Consider the following 17,849-nt stretch of genomic DNA (forward strand, 5'->3'; position numbering starts at 1 on the left):
AGCGCGGGTGCTGCTGGCTCAGAGGTTGAAGCCGAGGGCGCGCAGCTGCTCGCGGCCGTCCTCGGTGATCTTGTCGGGACCCCACGGCGGCATCCACACCCAGTTGATGCGGTGCGTCGTGACGAGACCCTCGAGCGCCTGCGCGGTCTGGTCCTCGATGACGTCGGTGAGCGGGCACGCGGCGGACGTCAGCGTCATGTCGATGACGGCATGGGACTGGGCGTCGACGGTGATGCCGTAGACGAGGCCGAGGTCGACGACGTTGATCCCGAGCTCGGGGTCGACGACGTCGCGCATGGCCTCCTCGACGTCGGCCACGTTGGGCGGGGTAGCAGTCTGGGTCATGACGAAACTCCTTGGGGGGAGACGGAACTCGTGGAAGAGATGTCGACACCGGCTCGGGCGAGGGCGTCGGTGAACGCGGTCCAGCCGAGCAGGGCGCACTTGACGCGCGCGGGGTACTTCGAGACGCCGGCGAAGGCGACGCCGTCACCGATGACGGTCTCGTCGCCGGCCACCTGGCCGCGGGAGGTCAGCATCGCGCGCATCGCCTCGAAGGTCTCGAGGGCCTCGGCGACCGGGTGGCCGATGACCTCCTCGGCGAGGACGGACGCACTCGCGACGGAGATCGAGCAGCCCTGCGCCTCGTAGGACACGTCGGTGACGACGGCGTCGGCGCCCGTGCCGGAGACGTCGACCCGGAGGGTCACCTCGTCGCCGCACGTCGGGTTGATGTGGTGCACCTCGGCGTCGAACGGGTCGCGCAGGCCCGCGTGGTGCGGGCGCTTGGAGTGCTCGAGGATGAGCTCCTGGTAGAGGTCCATCAGCTCGCCTTCCTCTGGGTGTCGAGTCCGAAGACCACCGGCACGCGGTCGAGGGCCGCGAGCAGCGACTCGACCTCGGCGACTGTGTTGTGGACGGCGAACGAGGCGCGGGTCGTGGCGGTGGCCCCGAGCGCACGGTGCAGGGGCCACGCGCAGTGGTGGCCCACGCGTACGGCCACGCCGGCGTCGTCGAGCACCTGGCCCACGTCGTGGGCGTGCACGCCGTCGACGACGAACGCGACGGCGCCGCCACGGGCCGTGCCGACCTCGGGCCCGACGACACGGACCCACGGGCGTTCGGCGAGACCGCGCTGCAGCAGGTCGACGAGCGCGGCCTCGTGCGCGTGGATGCGCTCGATGCCGAGTCCCTCGATCCACCGGACGGCGGCGGCGAGGCCCACGGCCTGGGCCGCGTTGGGCACGCCGGCCTCGAACTTCTGCGGTGCCGGGGCGTACGTCGAGCGCTCCATCGTGACGAGCTCGATCATCGAGCCGCCCGTCAGGAACGGCGGCATGACCTCGAGCAGCTCGCCGCGGCCCCAGAGGACGCCGACCCCCATCGGGCCGTACATCTTGTGACCGCTGAAGGCGATGAAGTCGGCGCCGAGCGTCGTGACGTCGACCGCGAGGTGCGGCACCGACTGGCACGCGTCGACGACGACGAGCGCCCCCACGGCATGCGCGCGGGCGGCGAGGTCGGCGACCGGGTTGACCGTGCCCAGCACGTTGGACACGTGCGTGAACGCGAAGACCTTGGTGCGCTCGGTGAGCAGCTCGTCCAGCCCGGACAGGTCGAGGGCGCCGTCCGCGCCCACCGGCACCCAGCGCAGGGTCGCGCCCGTGCGACGGGCGAGCTCCTGCCACGGCACGAGGTTGGCGTGGTGCTCCATCTCGGTCACGAGGATCTCGTCACCGGGCCCGAGCACGAAGCGCTCGTCCTTCGGGTCGTCGGTCGGGGCCGCGTTGGAGAAGGCGTACGCGACGAGGTTGATCGCCTCGGTGGCGTTCTTCGTGAACACGACCTCGTCGGCCGGCGCGCCGATGAACGACGCGACGGTCGCGCGGGCGGCCTCGAAGTCGTCGGTCGCCTCCTCCGCGAGCTGGTGAGCGCCGCGGTGGACCGCGGCGTTGTGCTGCTCGTAGAACGCGCGCTCGGCGTCGAGGACGGGCGTCGGCTTGTGCGACGTCGCCCCCGAGTCGAGGTAGACGAGCGGCCTGCCGTCGCGCACCGTGCGCGCCAGGATCGGGAAGTCACCGCGGATCGCGGTGAGCTCCCCGTCCGAGAAGGGCAGGACGTCGGTCATTCGGCTCAGACCTCGACCGCCGCGGCCGGGGCCGCGGTGAGGTAGCGGTCGTAGCCCTCGTCCTCGAGGCGGTCGGCCAGCTCGGGGCCACCCTCCTCGACGACCTTGCCGTCGACGAAGACGTGCACGAAGTCGGGCTTGATGTAGCGCAGGATGCGCGTGTAGTGCGTGATGAGCAGGACGCCGAGGTCGCTCGAGTCCTTGGCCCGGTTGACGCCCTCGGAGACGATCTTGAGCGCGTCGACGTCGAGGCCGGAGTCGGTCTCGTCGAGGACGGCCACCTTGGGCCGGAGCAGCTCCATCTGGAGGATCTCGTGGCGCTTCTTCTCGCCACCGGAGAAGCCCTCGTTGACGTTGCGCTCGGCGAACGCGGGGTCCATGCGGAGGTTGCCCATGGCCGCCTTGACGTCCTTGACCCACGTGCGCAGCTTGGGGGCCTCGCCGTCGATGGCCGTCTTGGCCGTGCGGAGGAAGTTGCTGACCGTGACGCCGGGGACCTCGACGGGGTACTGCATCGCGAGGAAGAGCCCGGCGCGGGCGCGCTCGTCGACGCTCATCGCGAGGACGTCCTCGCCGTCGAGCGTCACGGTGCCGCCGGTGACGGTGTACTTGGGGTGGCCGGCGATGCTGTAGGCCAGCGTCGACTTGCCGGAGCCGTTGGGCCCCATGATCGCGTGGGTCTCCCCCGACTTCACGGTGAGGTCGACCCCGCGCAGGATCTCCTTGGGGCCGTCCTCGGTCTCGACCGAGACCGTCAGTCCCTTGATCTCGAGCGTGCTCATGGGTCAGTTCTCCTTGTGGGTGCTGGGGGTGTGCTGGGTGGGAGCGGCGTAGGCGGTCGACGCGAGCTCGTCCTCGATCGCCGCGGTGATCTCGTCGCGCAGGTCGGCGAGCGGGATCTCACGGATGATGTCGGCGAAGAAGCCGCGCACGACGAGGCGCTTGGCCTCGTCCTCGTTGATGCCGCGGGACTGGAGGTAGAACAGCTGCAGGTCGTCGAACCGCCCTGTGGCAGAAGCGTGTCCGGCACCCTCGATCTCGCCGGTCTCGATCTCGAGGTTCGGCACCGAGTCGGCGCGCGCGCCGTCGGTCAGCACGAGGTTGCGGTTGAGCTCGTAGGTGTCGGTGCCCTCGGCCTCGGCGCGGATCAGGACGTCGCCGACCCACACGGTGCGGGCGGTCTCGCCCTGGAGGGCACCCTTGTAGGTGACGCGGCTCTTGCAGTGCGGCGCGTTGTGGTCGATGTACGAGCGGTGCTCGAGGTGCTGGCCGGCGTCGGCGAAGTAGACGCCGAGCAGGGTCGCGTCGCCGCCGGGACCGGCGTAGCGCACGTTGGCGTTGACGCGGACGACCTCGCCACCCAGCGACACCGAGAGGTGCTTGTAGCGGGCGTCGCGACCGACGAGGGCGTCGTGCTGGGCCAGGTGCTGGGCGTCGTCGGCCCAGCGCTGGACCGACACGACGGTGAGGTCGGACCCGTCGTCCGTGATGACCGAGACGAGCTGCGAGTAGCGGGCCGACCCCGTGTGCTCGACGACGACGGTCGCCTTGGAGAAGCGACCAGCGCGCACGACGAGGTGGCCGTGGACCGGCTCGCCGCCCCGGCCGACGAGCGACAGGCGCACGGGCGCCTCGAGCTCGGCCTCGGCCGGGATGTCGAGCAGCAGCGCGCCGTCGCCGGCCGCGCCGGCCACGACGGCCGCACGGTCCTGCGGCGGCAGGACGCCGAGGGCCTGGGCCTGCTCGGCGGTGATCGTCGACGTCGTGACGCCCTCGGGGAGCGTCGTGGTCCAGTCGAGGCTTCCCGAGGCACCCTCGGCCAGCAGGCCGGTGAGCTTCTTGACGGGCGTGAAGCGCCAGTCCTCCTCGCGACCGGTCGGGAGCGGGAACGCCGCGACGTCGAAGGACGCCGTGCGCTCGGCCCGCGACTGGTCGGGCACGAAGGCCGCGGCGGAGTCGGTGTGGGCGGCGGCGCCGGGCAGGGTCGTCGTGGCGGTGGGGGCGGCGTCGGGCACCGTGGTCTCGCTCTGCTGGGTCTCGGGGGTGTCGGTGGTCGTGTCAGCCAGAAGGCTCATCAGCCGACGGCTCCTTCCATCTGCAGCTCGATGAGGCGGTTGAGCTCGAGGGCGTACTCCATGGGCAGCTCACGCGCGATCGGCTCGATGAAGCCGCGCACGATCATCGCCATGGCCTCGTCCTCGGCCATGCCGCGGGACATGAGGTAGAAGAGCTGGTCCTCGGACACCTTCGAGACCGTGGCCTCGTGACCCATCGAGACGTCGTCCTCGCGGATGTCGACGTAGGGGTAGGTGTCGGAGCGGCTGATCGTGTCGACGAGCAGGGCGTCGCAGCGCACGGTCGAGGCCGAGTGCGACGCGCCCTCGAGCACCTGCACGAGGCCGCGGTAGCTCGCGCGACCGCCACCACGGGCGACCGACTTGCTGATGATCGAGCTCTTGGTGTTGGGAGCCGCGTGCACCATCTTGGAGCCGGTGTCCTGGTGCTGGCCCTCGCCGGCGAAGGCGATGGAGAGCGTCTCGCCCTTGGCGTGCTCGCCCATGAGGAAGACGGCGGGGTACTTCATCGTCACCTTGGAGCCGATGTTGCCGTCGACCCACTCCATCGTCGCGCCGGCCTCGCAGGTCGCGCGCTTCGTGACGAGGTTGTAGACGTTGTTGGACCAGTTCTGGATCGTCGTGTAGCGCACGCGGGCGTTCTTCTTGACGATGATCTCGACGACGGCCGAGTGCAGCGAGTCCGACTTGTAGATCGGCGCGGTGCAGCCCTCGACGTAGTGCACGTAGGAGCCCTCGTCGGCGATGATCAGGGTCCGCTCGAACTGGCCCATGTTCTCGGTGTTGATGCGGAAGTACGCCTGGAGCGGGATGTCGACGTGGACGCCCTTGGGCACGTAGATGAACGAGCCGCCCGACCACACGGCGGTGTTGAGCGCGGCGAACTTGTTGTCGCCGGCCGGGATGACCGTCGCGAAGTGCTCGCGGAAGAGGTCCTCGTGCTCCTTCAGGGCGGTGTCGGTGTCGAGGAAGATGACGCCCTGCTGCTCGAGGTCCTCACGGATCTGGTGGTAGACGACCTCCGACTCGTACTGGGCGGCGACACCGGAGACGAGGCGCTGCTTCTCGGCCTCGGGGATGCCCAGGCGGTCGTAGGTGTTCTTGATGTCCTCGGGCAGGTCGTCCCACGTGGCGGCCTGCTTCTCGGTGGACTTCACGAAGTACTTGATGTTCTGGAAGTCGATGCCGGTGAGGTCCGAGCCCCACGAGGGCATGGGCTTCTTGCCGAAGAGGCTGAGGCTCTTCAGGCGCAGCTTCGTCATCCACTCCGGCTCGCTCTTGCGGGCCGAGATGTCGCGCACGACGTCCTCGTTGAGCCCTCGACGCGCCGTGGACCCGGCCACGTCGCTGTCGGCCCAGCCGTACTCGTAGGTGCCGATGCCCTTGAGGCCGGGGTTCAGCTCTTCGATGTGGGTGGTCATGAGGAACCTTCCTTGACGTGCGTGAGCGTGTCGGTGGTGCTCGGGCGAAGTGGGGCAGCCTCGGGGTCAACACCCGGGGGCTGCGTGGTCTTCCGGGGGCGGGAGCCGATCCCACCGGTCGGGACGAACGTCGTGCAGACGTGGTGTCCGCCCGCGAGGGTCGCGAGGCGCTGGACGTGGACCCCGAGCAGTCGGGAGAACGCGTCGGTCTCGGCCTCGCAGAAGGCCGGGAACTCGGTGGCGACGTGCTGCACCGGGCAGTGCCCCTGGCAGAGCTGGACGCCGGTCAGGCCGCCTGCGCCGACGGGCCGGGCGGTCGCGGCGAAGCCGTCCTCGCTCAGCGCCTCGACGAGGGCCTCGGTGCGTGCGGCGGGGTCGTCGCCGACGGCCGCGAGCCGGGCGGCATACCGCTCCTCGAGCGCACCGACGCGGCTGCGGGCGAAGTCGCCGACGGCCGCGGGTCCCGCGTGCTCCTCGAGGTAGCGCAGCACCTCGACGGCGAGCGAGTCGTAGTCGGCCTCGAGGGCGCTGTGGCCAGCGTCGGACACGACGTAGGCGCGGGCAGGGCGCCCACGACCGCGGCGACCACCGGTGGGCTCGTGCGGCACGACGGCGCCCTGCTCGACGAGCGCGTCGAGGTGACGACGCACGGCGGCGGGTGTCAGGTCGAGATGACGCCCCAGCTCGGCGGCCGAGATGGGACCGTCGGCGGAGACCATGTGGAGCACTCGCGAGCGCGTGCGCGACTCGAGCGGCGAGACGTGCAGGCCGTCCTCGCCGTCCTTCGTCTCACGCGGGGCATGCGCTCCGATAAACACCACACCATTGTGACGTAATTAAGGCCACGACTCCAGTTAGGGCGTCCTTACCGCCCTACGCCGCGCTCACCGGTCGTCGTCGTCCCCGTCGTCGTCGTCATCGTCGTCGTCCAGGTCCGGCGGCATGATGACCGACGGCATCCGCGTCCGTGGCGGCGCGACGGCGTCCTCCCCGAACCAGCGCCTGCGCAGCGGCGCCGTGACCCAGCCCAGCGGGCAGGTGAGGACGTAGCCGTAGGCGAGCGCCATGCCCGTCGCCCCGGGGAGGAGCACGAGCCCGAGGACGACGACGATGCCGAGCGGGACCGTGATCCGCAGGTGCCGCGGCGAGAGCAGGTCGCGGAAGGAGCGGAAGCGGAACGACGAGGCCATGAGAGCCGCCGGGACCACCCCGGCCACGACGGGCACGAGGGGCGCCCAGTCGTAGAGCGGTTCGCCGATGGCCAGCACCGTCGAGATGACGACGCCGGCCGCGCCGGGACTGGCGAGACCGACGAAGTAGCGCTTGTCGGCGAGCGGGTCGATGGTGACGTTGAAGCGGGCCAGGCGGTAGGCCGCGCAGGCCAGCCAGAACATCGCCCCGGCCCAGGCCCACACCGGGTAGGCCGGCAGCGCCCACGTGTAGACGAGCACGGCAGGTGCGATGCCGAACGAGATGAGGTCGGCGAGCGAGTCGAACTGCAGGCCGAACGGCGTGATGGCACCGACAGCGCGGGCCACCGCGCCGTCGCAGATGTCGAGGACGATCGAGATGCCGACGAGCACTGCGGCCGCCCGGAAGTGCCCCTGGAACGACAGGAGCACCGACGAGAAGCCGCACAGCATGTTGCCGAGCGTGAAGAGGCTCGGCAGGGTCGCGCGGGCACGGACGCGCGGGTTGAGCCGCTCGAGCGGGATGACCCGGGCGCCCGTGGCCGACACGAGCCGGATCCGCCGGCTCACGCGGTCGCGCCGGCGGGGGCGCTCGTCGGAGGCGGAGGCGGAGGCCGCGTCGGAGGCGGCGTCGGAGGCGGAGGCCGCGTCGCCGCTCACGAGGCGTCCGCCGCCGGGAAGCGGCCCAGCACGGTCTCGCCACCGATGGCGCGCTTGCCCTTGGTGACCTCCAGCTGCACCTCCGGCGGCACGAAGACGTCCATCCGGGAGCCGAACTTCATCAGGCCCATGCGCTCGCCGGTGGCGACCTCGTCACCGGGCTCGATGCGGGTGACGATGCGTCGCGCGAGCTGGCCGACGAGCTGGCGGTAGACGACACGGCGAGGGCGGCCGGCGACGACCCGCTCGACGATGATCTCGCTGCGCTCGTTCTTCGTGGCGCTCTCGGCACGGTAGGCGGCGAGGAAGCGGCCCGGCGTGTGGGTGACGTCGATGACGCGGCCACCGTAGGGCGAGCGGTTCATGTGCACGTCGAGCAGCGAGAGGAAGATGCTGACCTGCTGCCAGTCACCGGGCGGGGCGATGCCCGGCTGCGGCTCCCCCACGTGCATGACGATCCCGTCGGCCGGGGCCAGGACCACGTCGGGGTCGGCCACGGGCGTGCGGTCCGGGGTGCGGTCGGGATCGCGGAAGAAGAGGGTCACCCCCGCGGTCAGCAGGCCGAGGGCGGCGGTCGTGCGCGGTCGGCGGGCCAGCGCGGCGATCACCGTGGGCACGGCGGCCATCGCGGTGAAGGGCTTGGCGGCTGGGTCGATCTTCACGGGTGGGGTCTCCGTCAGGGTCGAGTGGGGCGAGCAGGTCGAGTGGCGCGGGCGCAGCTGGGCTCGGCGGAGGGGTACGCCGGTGGCGACCGAGGTGCGGTGACCGGGGTCGTCGGCACCGAGCCTAGACTCATGAGCCATGACCGATGCGGTGACACTGTCCGACCTCCGCCGCACCTTCGGTCAGGTGTCGGCCCTCGACGGGCTGACGTGGACGGCCCCCGCCGGGCGCATCACCGCGGTGCTCGGCCCCAACGGCGCCGGCAAGACGACCGCCATCGAGTGTGCCGTGGGGCTCGCGCGACCCGACGGCGGCACGGTGCGCGTCCTCGGCACCGACCCGTGGCAGGCGGACGCCGACCACCGGGCGCGCGTGGGCGTCATGCTCCAGGCCGGCGGGCTGCCCAACGGCACGAAGCCGCTGCGGCTGCTCCACCACCTCTCCCGCCTCTACGCCGACCCCGTCGACGTCGATGCGGTGGCGCGGCGCCTCGGCGTCACCGACTTCGCCTCGACGACGGTGCGCCGGCTCTCGGGCGGCCAGAAGCAGCGCCTCGCGCTCGCCGCGTCGCTGCTCGGTCGGCCCGAGGTGCTCTTCCTCGACGAGCCGGCGGCCGGTCTCGACCCGCACGGCAGGCTCGACGTGTGGGAGCTCGTGGCCGAGCAGCGCGACGCCGGCACGACCGTCGTCGTGACGACCCACTCCTTCGAGGAGGCCGAGCGCCTCGCCGACCACCTCGTCATCATGAACGCCGGACGCACCGTCGCCGAGGGGACCCCGGCCTCGGTGACCGACGGCCGCTCCCTCGAGGACGTCTACTTCAGCCTGACCCGCAAGGGAGCCGCGTGAGCACCTCAGCCACCCCGACGACGCCGACCGCCGCGGCCGCCGCCGCTCCCCGCCGCCGGGTCCTCGCCCAGGCCGGGTTCGAGGTCGGGAGCCTGCTCCGCAACGGTGAGCAGCTCCTCGTCTCCCTCGTGCTGCCGGCCATGGCGCTCGTCGGGCTCAGCGTCACGACGTCACCGTCGCTCGGCCCGGGCACGCGCATCGACGTGGCCACGCCGGGCGTCATCGCCCTCTGCGTCATCTCCGCGGCCTTCACCGCGCAGGCGATCTCGACGGGGTTCGACCGGCGCTACGCCGTGCTGCGCTACCTCGGCGTGACGCCGCTCGGACGGGGCGGGCTCGTCGCGGCCAAGGTGCTGGCCACGCTGGCCGTCGAGGTGCTCCAGATCGGCGTCATCTCGGTCCTCGGCCTCGTCCTGGGCTGGCGACCCGAGGTCGCCGGGATCGCGTATGCCGTCCTCTTCGTCGTCCTCGGCACGTGGGCCTTCGTGGCCCTGGCCCTCCTGCTCGCCGGGACCCTGCGGGCCGAGGCCGTGCTCGCGATCGCCAACCTCGTGTGGGTGCTGCTGCTCGCGGTCGGCGGCGTCATCGTGCCCCGGTCGGAGCTGCCGGCGGGACTCTCGCACGTCGTGGGCTACCTGCCGTCGGCGGGCCTGGCCGACGGGCTCCGGTCGGCCCTGGTGGACGGGCAGCTGAACCTTTTCGCGCTCACGGTCGTCCTCGCGTGGGGACTGGTGGCGACGGTCCTCGCGGCGCGTCTCTTCAGGTTCGACGACTGACCGGACGACACTGGCCGCAGCACGACCGCACGCCCGCACGCCCGCACGGAGCAGCCGCACCACCCACCCATGACCCCGACCGGCCCGGAGGCGACGTGTTCGACTACATCTTCGGACTTCCGATGCACGCTCTCGTGATCCACGCGGTCGTCGTCCTCGTGCCGCTCTCGGCGCTGTGCGCGATCGCCTACGTCGTGCGCCCCGCGTGGCGACGACTCCTGCGCTGGCCCACGGCCGCCGGTGCCCTGATCTCGGGCGTCTCGGCGTTCGTCGCGGCCGAGAGCGGCGAGGCCCTGCAGCGCCGGGTGTCCGCCGTGCGAGCGAGCACGACCGACTTCGACCTGCTGCGTGAGCACGTCGAGTGGGGCGACCGTGCCAAGCTGTTCTGCCTGCTCTTCATGGTCCTCACCCTCGTGGCCCTGTGGTTCGCGCGTCCGCCGGAGGAGGAGTCGCCGCGCGGCCACGCCTTCGACGTCATCATCGGCACGCTCGTCGTCCTGTCGGCCGTGGCCGCCATCATCACCGTCGTCCTGGCCGGCCACGCGGGATCCCAGGTGGTCTGGAACGGCCTCGCCTGAGCGCGTCCCCGCGACACGGGGCGATGCGGGGGGACCGAGCCGTGCGGCATACCCTTGCGGGGTGTCCTCCACGCCTACCGTGACCGACGCCGACCCGGCGACCGGTCTCAGCCGTCTCGCCCGGGCCGCCGGCCGTCTCCCCGCCGCCCCCTCCCGATGGGTGCGTCCGCTGCTGCTGGCCAACCTCGTCGGCGAGGTCGGCATCGTCGTGACCGGGGGCATCGTGCGCCTCACCGGCAGCGGGCTCGGGTGCAGCACGTGGCCGGAGTGCCAGCCCGGCTCGTTCACGCCGGTCCGCACGCCCGAGAGCGAGTTCCACGACCTCGTCGAGTTCGGCAACCGCACCCTGACGAGCGTCGTCACCGTGCTCGCGCTCGCGTCGCTGTGGGTCGTGCTCACGCACTGGCCTCGACGCCGTCGGCTGCACCGCGTCGCCATCGGCGTCCTCGCCGGCATCCCCGCGCAGGCCGTGCTCGGCGGCATCACCGTCCTGACGGGCCTCAACCCGTGGACCGTCATGTCGCACTTCCTGCTCTCCATGGTCCTCGTCTCGCTGTCGACGATGCTCGTGCGCGGTGCGCAGGACGACGTGTCCGGCCCCGGCGAGCTCGTCGTGCACCCGCTCGCGCGAACGCTGGCCCTCGGCACGAGCGCCGTCGGGGCGGTCGTGCTGCTCCTCGGCACCGTCGTCACCGGCTCGGGGCCCCACTCGGGCGACGCCGACCGGCCCGCGCGCACGGGCTTCGACCCGCGGTTCGTGTCGTGGATGCACGCCGACGCCGTCATGCTCTTCTGCGGTCTCGTCATCGCGACCCTCGTCGCGGTGCGCATCACGGCGACCACCGACGAGGCCCGCCGTGCCTGGACCATGGTGCTCGTCGTCACCCTCGCGCAAGGACTCATCGGCTACGTCCAGTACTTCACGAAGCTGCCCGAGCTGCTCGTCCTGCTCCACATGCTCGGGGCCAGCCTGCTCGTCGTCGCCCTGACCTTCGGCGTCCTCGCGACGAGACGCCACCCGGTCTGATCGCACCGACCGCACCGACCGCACCTGACGCACCTGACGCACCCGACAACCGGACGACGTCACCGGACCGCAAGGACTTTCGCGGTCCTCCCAGGACCGTCGCTCCGTAGGCTGATGGCGTGCCCACCGTCCTCGTCGTCGACGACGACCCCACCCTGCGCGAGGTCGTCGCCGGCTACCTGACCCGCGCCGGGCTCGACGTCCTCGAAGCCCAGGACGGCCACGACGCGCTGGCCGTCGCCCGGGACCGCTCCCCCGACCTCGTCGTGCTCGACCTGACCCTGCCCGGGCTCGACGGTCTCGAGGTCTTCCGCAGGCTGCGCTCGGAGCGCGGCGACCTGCCCGTCGTCATGCTGACCGCCCGGGGCGAGGAGTCCGACCGGGTGCTCGGCCTCGAGATCGGCGCTGACGACTACGTGACCAAGCCGTTCAGCAGCCGCGAGCTCGTGCTGCGCATCCAGTCGATCCTGCGCCGGGCGACGCCCGCCACCACCCCGCCCGCCGCGACCACCCTCGTCGACGACGACCTGCGGGTCGACACCCGACGCCACCAGGCGTGGCTCGGCGACGGCCTGCTCGCCCTGACCAGCCGCGAGTTCGACCTGCTCGCCCACCTCTTGGCGCACCCGGGCACCGCCTTCTCCCGGCGCGAGCTGATGGAGCGGGTGTGGGGCTGGGAGTACGGCGACGAGTCCACGGTCACCGTCCACGTACGCCGTCTGCGCGAGAAGGTGGAGACCGACCCCGCGCGACCGGTCCGGCTCCAGACCGTGTGGGGCGTCGGCTACCGCTGGGACGGCGCGGCCCCTGCGACGGCGGCCGGGCCGTGATCGCCGAGGCGGCGCTGCTCGCCGCGCTCGCGGCCGTCGCCGTCGGGACGGTCGGGGCCCTCGTCGTCCGGGCGCTCGCCGCCCGGTCGCTCGTCGCCGCCGCCGTCGTCGCACCCGTCGTCGTCATCCTCAGCGTCGCGCTCGGCGTCGTCGTCACGGCACGCGCGATGTTCATCAACGAGCACGACCAGGCCGTGGTCCTCGTCGTGACGGCGACCTCCCTTCCCATCGCGGCCGTCTTCGGCTGGCTCATCGCCCGGCGGGTGCAGGAGCTGATGCGCGCCTCCGCCGAGGAGGCCGCCGAGCGCGACCGTGACCGGCAGGTCGAGGAGAGCCGCCGTGAGCTCGTCGCCTGGGTGTCGCACGACCTGCGCACGCCGCTCGCCGGCATCCGTGCGATGGCCGAGGCCCTCGAGGACGGCCATGCCCCCGCCGACGGGTCGTATCCCGCACGCATCCGGTCCGAGGCCGACCGCATGTCCGACATGGTCGGCGGGCTCCTCGCCCTGTCCCGCCTGCAGTCCGGCACCCTGCGGCTCGACCGCGCGCCCGTCGACCTCGGCGACCTGGTCTCCGACGCCCTCGCCTCGGCGCGCGTCCTCGCGGACCGCCGTGGGGTGCACGTGGCCGGCTCCGCCCCGGCCGACTCCGTCACCGCCTCGGCCGACGCGGGCGAGCTCTCGCGGGCCCTCGCCAACCTCGTGACGAACGCCCTGACCCACACCGACGCCGGCGGCAGCGTCGACATCTCGCTCGCGGCCGACCACGACGTGGCTCGCATCGCCGTCGCGGACGGCTGTGGCGGCATACCTCAGGACGAGCTCGACCGGCTCTTCGAGCCGGGCTGGCGCGGCACGAGCGCCCGGACGCCGGCCGCAGGAGTCGGCGCCGGCCTCGGCCTCGCCGTCGCGCGCGGCATCGCCAGGGCGCACGGCGGCGACGTGACCGTGACCAACGTCCGCCCCGGCTGCCGGTTCGAGCTGACCCTGCCCCTGTCGGGCCCCCTCACCCAGCCGCTGCCGGGCGGTCATCCCTAGGCTGGGGCGGTGACCGACCAGCCGACGCTCCGTGAGGGCGAGCTCGTGCTGCGGCCGTGGACGCTCGACGACAGTGACGCCACCCGGCCCCTGCACGACCGCGAGATCGCCCGCTGGTTCGACTTCCCCGCGGTCGAACCGCCCCCGGACGAGCACCGGGCGTGGATCGAGCGCACCCACACCGAGTGGACCGCGCGGTCCAAGGTCACCTACCTCGTCGAGTGGCGCGGGCGCGCCGCGGGCACCGTCGACGTCCGGGTGCAGGACCCCGGGGTGGGCGTCCTGTCCTGGGCGGTCTTCGCGCCCTACCGCGGCCAGGGGCTCGCGTGGCGGGCCGTCCGCCTCCTCGTCGAGTGGGCCTTCAACGCGCTCGGCCTCGAGCGGGTCGAGGCGCACGTCAACCCCGACAACCGCGCGTCCGTGCGCACCGCGCTGCGCGCCGGACTGCGGCGGGAGGGCCGCCTGCGGGGCAACGCGACCCTCGCCGGGCTCCGGCAGGACACCGTCGTGCTCGGTCGGCGTCGCGACGACGCCCACCCGGACACGCGTGAGGGCTTCACGGCCATGCTCGACTCCACGCTGCCGACCAAGCGCGCCATCGCCCAGGGCGTCCTCCGCTCGGACGCGGGTCACCTGCTCCTGTGCGAGCTCGTCTACAAGCGCGAGTGGGACCTCCCCGGCGGCGTCGTCGACCGGCACGAGTCCCCCGCTGCCTGCGTCGTGCGCGAGGTCCGCGAGGAGCTCGACCTCACCGTCACGGCGGGGCCGCTGCTCGCCGTCAACTGGCTCCCCGCGCTGCACGGATGGGGTGACGCGACGGTCTTCGTCTTCGACCTCGGCATCGTCGGGACCGACGTCGTCGAGGGGGTGCACCTGCAGCAGCGCGAGATCCGCGACATCCACTGGACCGGCCCCGACGACTGGCCGGGTCGGGTCGCCCCCTACAACGAGCGGCTGCTCACCGCCCTGCACGGGCACGAGGGCGGGACGCTCTACCTCGAGGACGGCACGCCGAGCCCCTAGCGAGCCCCCTAGCGAGCCCCTGACCGCGCCACGCGGCATACGCCCGCTGTGGGCGCCTCCGGTCAGGAGAAGAACGGCAGCGGCAGGTGCCAGATGGGGTCGAGCGCGACACCCACGAAGAGGACCGTGAGGTACGTGATCGAGAAGTGGAAGAGGCGCATCGGCTTGAGGACGTCCTCGGCCGCACCCGCCTTCGCCTTGGCGAGGAGGCGGTGCGCCTCGGTGAGGAAGAGCGCACCGGCGACGACGGCGGCCGCGGTGTAGACCCAGCCGACTTGCTGGACCGGCACGAGCGCGAGGGACGTCAGCACCATGGCCCACGAGTAGGCCACGATCTGGCGCGCGACGACGACGAAGCGCTCGACGACCGGCAGCATCGGCACGTGGGCCGTGGCGTAGTCGTCCTTGTAGCGCATCGACAGCGGCCAGTAGTGCGGCGGCGTCCAGAAGAAGATGACCATGAAGAGGATGAACGCCGACCAGCTGAGCGAGTCGGTCACGGCCGACCAGCCGATGAGCACCGGCATGCAACCCGCGGCACCGCCCCAGACGATGTTCTGGGCCGTGCGGCGCTTGAGCAGGAGCGTGTAGCCGAAGACGTAGAAGAGCAGTGCCCCGAGGGCGAGCCACGCGCTCAGCCAGTTGACGAGCAGGCCCAGCCAGACCGTCGAGACGACGGCGAGCGCCACCCCGAACACGAGGGCGCCGCGCGGGCTGACCGTGCCGGTGACGAGCGGCCGGCGGCTCGTGCGGTGCATGACGGCGTCGATGTCGCGGTCGATGTAGCAGTTGAGCGTGTTGGCCGCTCCGGCGGACAGCGTGCCGCCGACCACGGTGACGACGACGAGCCACAGGTCGGGCACGCCCTGCTCGGCCAGGAACATCACGGGGATGGTCGTGATGAGGAGCAGCTCGATGATCCGCGGCTTCATCAGCGAGACGTACTGTCCGAGGAGGAACTTCAGCCCACTGCCGTCGGGACCGTGCAGCGCCGAGAGGTCGGCGCGGGGGTCCACCGTTGTCACTGAGATCCTCACCGCTGGTACGTCGCTCCGACCCGCTGGGTACGTGAGCATTGCGTCGCAAGTCTAGACCGTCACTGCGGACGGCCGGCACCGCACCAGGAGAACGCTGTACCGACCCCCGGGCGAGGTGTCGTCCCTCACAGCGCGGGCACTAGGCTCGTGGCCGTACGTGATCAACCCTTGTTGAAGGAGACCCGTTCCGTGCCCACTGCTGCGTCCAGCACCGCCACGAAGGCGAAGAAGCCCACCCGATCCGGCACCACGCGGACGGCGAAGACGAAGGGCCTGCTGGCACAGCGCGACCCGGGTCTGCCGCTGCCCGTGGCGAAGAAGGCCGGCTGGAACGACCTCGACGTCCGCGCGGTCGACACCACGCGTCTGCTCGCCGCCGACGCCGTCCAGAAGGTCGGCAACGGCCACCCCGGCACGGCCATGTCGCTCGCGCCGCTCGCGTACCTGCTCTACCAGAACGTCATGACGCACGACCCCTCCGACCCGGCCTGGCTCGGACGCGACCGGTTCGTGCTCTCCTGCGGGCACTCGAGCCTGACGCAGTACATCCAGCTCTACCTCAGCGGCTACGGCCTCTCCCTCGACGACCTCAAGTCGCTGCGCACGTGGGGGTCGCTGACGCCCGGGCACCCCGAGGTCCACCACACGCCGGGTGTCGAGATCACGACCGGCCCGCTCGGCTCGGGCCTCGCGTCGGCCGTCGGCATGGCCATGGCGCAGCGCCGCCAGCGCGGCCTCTTCGACCCGGACGCCAAGCCCGGGACGAGCCCCTTCGACCACCACGTCTACGTCATCGCCTCCGACGGCGACATGCAGGAGGGCGTGTCCCACGAGGCCTGCGCCCTCGCCGGCCACCAGGAGCTCGGCAACCTCACCGTCGTCTACGACGCCAACCAGATCTCCATCGAGGACGACACCGACATCGCGTTCAGCGAGGACGTCGCCGCGCGCTTCGAGGCCTACGGCTGGCACGTCGTGGAGGTCGACTGGCGCAAGGACGCCGACGGCGCCACCTACGTCGAGGACGTCGACGCCCTGCTCGCCGCGATCCGCTCCGGCGACAAGGTGACGAACAAGCCGACCCTCGTCGTGCTCCACACGATCATCGCGTGGCCCGCACCGACGAAGCAGAACACCGGCAAGTCGCACGGGTCGGCCCTCGGTGACGAGGAGATCGGCGGGACCAAGGAGCTGCTCGGCTTCGACCCGAAGAAGACGTTCGTCGTCGAGCCCGCCGTCCTCAAGCACGCCCGCGACGTCGTCAAGCGCGGCAAGGCCGCCCACCGCGAGTGGGACAAGGCGTACAAGGCCTGGCGCAAGGCCAACCCCGACCGCGCGGTCCTGCTCGACCGCATCCTCGCAGGCCAGGCCCCGGCCGGTCTCGCCAAGGCCATGCCGACCTTCCCCGCCGACGAGAAGGGCGTCGCGACCCGTGCCGCCTCCGGCAAGGTCCTCACGGCCATCGCCGACGTCATGCCCGAGCTCTGGGGCGGCTCTGCCGACCTCGCCGAGTCCAACAACACGACGATGGAGGGCCAGCCCTCCTTCATCCCGACCTCGAAGCAGACGTCGACGTGGAAGGGCGGCCCGTTCGGGCGCACCCTGCACTTCGGCATCCGCGAGAACGGCATGGGCATGATCCTCAACGGGATCGCGCTCGAGGGGCTGACCCGTCCCTACGGCGGCACCTTCCTCGTCTTCTCCGACTACATGCGCCCCGCCGTGCGTCTGGCCGCGATCCAGCAGGCACCCGTGACGTACGTCTGGACGCACGACTCCATCGGCCTCGGCGAGGACGGCCCGACCCACCAGCCGATCGAGCACCTCGCGGCCCTGCGCGCCATCCCCGGCCTCGACGTCGTCCGCCCGGCGGACGCCAACGAGACCGCTGCGGCCTGGGCCCAGATCCTGACGAACACCGACGGCCCGGCCGCGCTCTGCCTGACGCGCCAGCCCGTCCCGACCTGGGACCGCACGACGTACGGCAAGGTCAGCGGCGTCGCCAAGGGCGCCTACGTCCTCGTCGAGGAGTCGCGCGCCGGTGACCCCGACGTCGTCATCGTCGCGACCGGCTCGGAGGTGCAGCTCGCGGTCCAGGCCGCCGAGCGCCTCGAGAAGTCCCGCATCGCGACGCGCGTCGTGTCGATGCCCTGCCGGGAATGGTTCGAGAAGCAGACCCGTTCCTACCAGGACAAGGTTCTGCCGCCGGCAGTCCGGGCCCGCGTCAGCGTCGAGGCGGGGATCTCGATGGGCTGGCACGACATCGTCGGTGACGCCGGACGCATCGTGAGCATCGAGCACTTCGGCGCCTCCGCCGACCAGGCCACCCTGTTCCGCGAGTTCGGCATCACCGCCGACGCCGTCGTCAAGGCCGCCAAGGACTCGATCAAGGCCGCCAAGGGCGCCGCGACGAAGGCCCCCGGTGTCACCGAGACCAACCCGGCCCGCGCCGCCCAGAGCGCCTCCACCGATGTCATGGGTGGCGACGCGCACACCGGCAGCGGCAACGCCGCCGGCGCGGCAGCCGCATCCGCTACGAGCAAGGGGAAGTGACC

At 71.9% G+C, this 17,849-nt stretch carries 18 protein-coding genes; 8 read left to right on the top strand and 10 right to left on the bottom strand.

All coding sequences use genetic code 11. The annotated features are described in order from the left end of the window. Positions 1-18: 18 nt before the first annotated feature. From ACSQ2D_RS11745 to ACSQ2D_RS11785, 9 genes are all read right to left on the bottom strand, one after another. Positions 19-345 carry a metal-sulfur cluster assembly factor gene (locus ACSQ2D_RS11745; protein WP_435986124.1) on the bottom strand — a complete coding sequence of 109 codons (327 nt, stop codon included), beginning with the start codon at positions 343-345 and terminating at the stop codon, positions 19-21. Beyond that, positions 342-824 (bottom strand): Fe-S cluster assembly sulfur transfer protein SufU, encoded by a 483-nt coding sequence (gene sufU, locus ACSQ2D_RS11750; protein ID WP_435986125.1) that lies wholly within the window; start codon positions 822-824, stop codon positions 342-344. Before sufU ends, ACSQ2D_RS11745 begins: the two co-directional genes overlap by 4 nt. Further along, positions 824-2,128 carry an aminotransferase class V-fold PLP-dependent enzyme gene (locus tag ACSQ2D_RS11755; protein ID WP_435986126.1) on the bottom strand — a complete coding sequence of 435 codons (1,305 nt, stop codon included), beginning with the start codon at positions 2,126-2,128 and terminating at the stop codon, positions 824-826. The genes sufU and ACSQ2D_RS11755 overlap by 1 nt, the downstream gene beginning before the upstream one ends. A 5-nt stretch (positions 2,129-2,133) precedes the next feature. Beyond that, on the bottom strand, positions 2,134-2,910 hold the full coding sequence (gene sufC, locus ACSQ2D_RS11760) for a Fe-S cluster assembly ATPase SufC (protein WP_435986127.1): 777 nt from the start codon (positions 2,908-2,910) through the stop codon (positions 2,134-2,136). Between the two features lie 3 nt (positions 2,911-2,913). Then, positions 2,914-4,203, bottom strand: coding sequence for a Fe-S cluster assembly protein SufD (sufD, locus tag ACSQ2D_RS11765; RefSeq protein WP_435986128.1), 1,290 nt, complete (start codon positions 4,201-4,203; stop codon positions 2,914-2,916). Further along, the gene (sufB, locus tag ACSQ2D_RS11770) at positions 4,203-5,624 is read right to left on the bottom strand and encodes a Fe-S cluster assembly protein SufB (RefSeq protein WP_435986129.1); all 1,422 of its coding nucleotides are present in this window, start codon (positions 5,622-5,624) and stop codon (positions 4,203-4,205) included. Before sufB ends, sufD begins: the two co-directional genes overlap by 1 nt. Then, positions 5,621-6,445, bottom strand: a complete 825-nt coding sequence (locus ACSQ2D_RS11775; protein ID WP_435986130.1) for a helix-turn-helix transcriptional regulator — start codon at positions 6,443-6,445, stop codon at positions 5,621-5,623. Before ACSQ2D_RS11775 ends, sufB begins: the two co-directional genes overlap by 4 nt. Before the next feature lie 63 nt (positions 6,446-6,508). Continuing rightward, a complete protein-coding gene (locus ACSQ2D_RS11780) occupies positions 6,509-7,474 on the bottom strand; it encodes a CDP-alcohol phosphatidyltransferase family protein (protein WP_435986131.1) in 966 nt (321 codons plus the stop codon). After that, positions 7,471-8,136 carry a phosphatidylserine decarboxylase gene (locus ACSQ2D_RS11785; protein WP_435986132.1) on the bottom strand — a complete coding sequence of 222 codons (666 nt, stop codon included), beginning with the start codon at positions 8,134-8,136 and terminating at the stop codon, positions 7,471-7,473. The genes ACSQ2D_RS11780 and ACSQ2D_RS11785 overlap by 4 nt, the downstream gene beginning before the upstream one ends. Before the next feature lie 139 nt (positions 8,137-8,275). Between ACSQ2D_RS11785 and ACSQ2D_RS11790 the strand changes: the two genes are divergently transcribed. From ACSQ2D_RS11790 to ACSQ2D_RS11820, 7 genes are all read left to right on the top strand, one after another. Then, positions 8,276-8,986, top strand: coding sequence for an ABC transporter ATP-binding protein (locus ACSQ2D_RS11790; RefSeq protein WP_435986133.1), 711 nt, complete (start codon positions 8,276-8,278; stop codon positions 8,984-8,986). Then, positions 8,983-9,762, top strand: coding sequence for an ABC transporter permease (locus ACSQ2D_RS11795; protein ID WP_435986134.1), 780 nt, complete (start codon positions 8,983-8,985; stop codon positions 9,760-9,762). The genes ACSQ2D_RS11790 and ACSQ2D_RS11795 overlap by 4 nt, the downstream gene beginning before the upstream one ends. Positions 9,763-9,857: 95 nt before the next feature. Next, the gene (locus ACSQ2D_RS11800; protein ID WP_435986135.1) at positions 9,858-10,340 is read left to right on the top strand and encodes a DUF2231 domain-containing protein; all 483 of its coding nucleotides are present in this window, start codon (positions 9,858-9,860) and stop codon (positions 10,338-10,340) included. Between the two features lie 61 nt (positions 10,341-10,401). Further along, positions 10,402-11,367, top strand: a complete 966-nt coding sequence (locus tag ACSQ2D_RS11805; protein WP_435986136.1) for a COX15/CtaA family protein — start codon at positions 10,402-10,404, stop codon at positions 11,365-11,367. Positions 11,368-11,486: 119 nt separating this feature from the next. After that, positions 11,487-12,197, top strand: a complete 711-nt coding sequence (locus ACSQ2D_RS11810; protein WP_435986137.1) for a response regulator transcription factor — start codon at positions 11,487-11,489, stop codon at positions 12,195-12,197. Further along, the gene (locus ACSQ2D_RS11815) at positions 12,194-13,234 is read left to right on the top strand and encodes a sensor histidine kinase (protein ID WP_435986138.1); all 1,041 of its coding nucleotides are present in this window, start codon (positions 12,194-12,196) and stop codon (positions 13,232-13,234) included. Before ACSQ2D_RS11810 ends, ACSQ2D_RS11815 begins: the two co-directional genes overlap by 4 nt. A 9-nt stretch (positions 13,235-13,243) precedes the next feature. Then, complete coding sequence (locus ACSQ2D_RS11820; protein ID WP_435986139.1) at positions 13,244-14,257, top strand: NUDIX hydrolase; 1,014 nt, start codon at positions 13,244-13,246, stop codon at positions 14,255-14,257. Between the two features lie 62 nt (positions 14,258-14,319). Here ACSQ2D_RS11820 and ACSQ2D_RS11825 read toward each other — a convergent pair whose 3' ends face one another. Next, on the bottom strand, positions 14,320-15,294 hold the full coding sequence (locus tag ACSQ2D_RS11825; RefSeq protein ID WP_435986140.1) for a heme o synthase: 975 nt from the start codon (positions 15,292-15,294) through the stop codon (positions 14,320-14,322). A gap of 189 nt (positions 15,295-15,483) precedes the next feature. Between ACSQ2D_RS11825 and tkt the strand changes: the two genes are divergently transcribed. Continuing rightward, positions 15,484-17,847, top strand: a complete 2,364-nt coding sequence (tkt, locus tag ACSQ2D_RS11830; protein WP_435986141.1) for a transketolase — start codon at positions 15,484-15,486, stop codon at positions 17,845-17,847. Positions 17,848-17,849 lie beyond the last annotated feature (2 nt).

The organism is Terrabacter sp. LjRoot27, from assembly GCF_964254175.1.
In the GTDB taxonomy this organism is placed as follows: Bacteria; Actinomycetota; Actinomycetes; order Actinomycetales; family Dermatophilaceae; genus Terrabacter.

Excerpts from the sequence above, each read along its gene's own strand:
- sufU (WP_435986125.1), bottom strand. The coding sequence starts at position 824 with ATGGACCTCTACCAGGAGCTCATCCTCGAGCACTCCAAGCGCCCGCAC.
- ACSQ2D_RS11755 (WP_435986126.1), bottom strand. The coding sequence starts at position 2,128 with ATGACCGACGTCCTGCCCTTCTCGGACGGGGAGCTCACCGCGATCCGC.
- ACSQ2D_RS11790 (WP_435986133.1), top strand. The coding sequence starts at position 8,276 with ATGACCGATGCGGTGACACTGTCCGACCTCCGCCGCACCTTCGGTCAG.
- sufC (WP_435986127.1), bottom strand. The coding sequence starts at position 2,910 with ATGAGCACGCTCGAGATCAAGGGACTGACGGTCTCGGTCGAGACCGAG.
- sufB (WP_435986129.1), bottom strand. The coding sequence starts at position 5,624 with ATGACCACCCACATCGAAGAGCTGAACCCCGGCCTCAAGGGCATCGGC.
- ACSQ2D_RS11745 (WP_435986124.1), bottom strand. The coding sequence starts at position 345 with ATGACCCAGACTGCTACCCCGCCCAACGTGGCCGACGTCGAGGAGGCC.
- sufD (WP_435986128.1), bottom strand. The coding sequence starts at position 4,203 with ATGAGCCTTCTGGCTGACACGACCACCGACACCCCCGAGACCCAGCAG.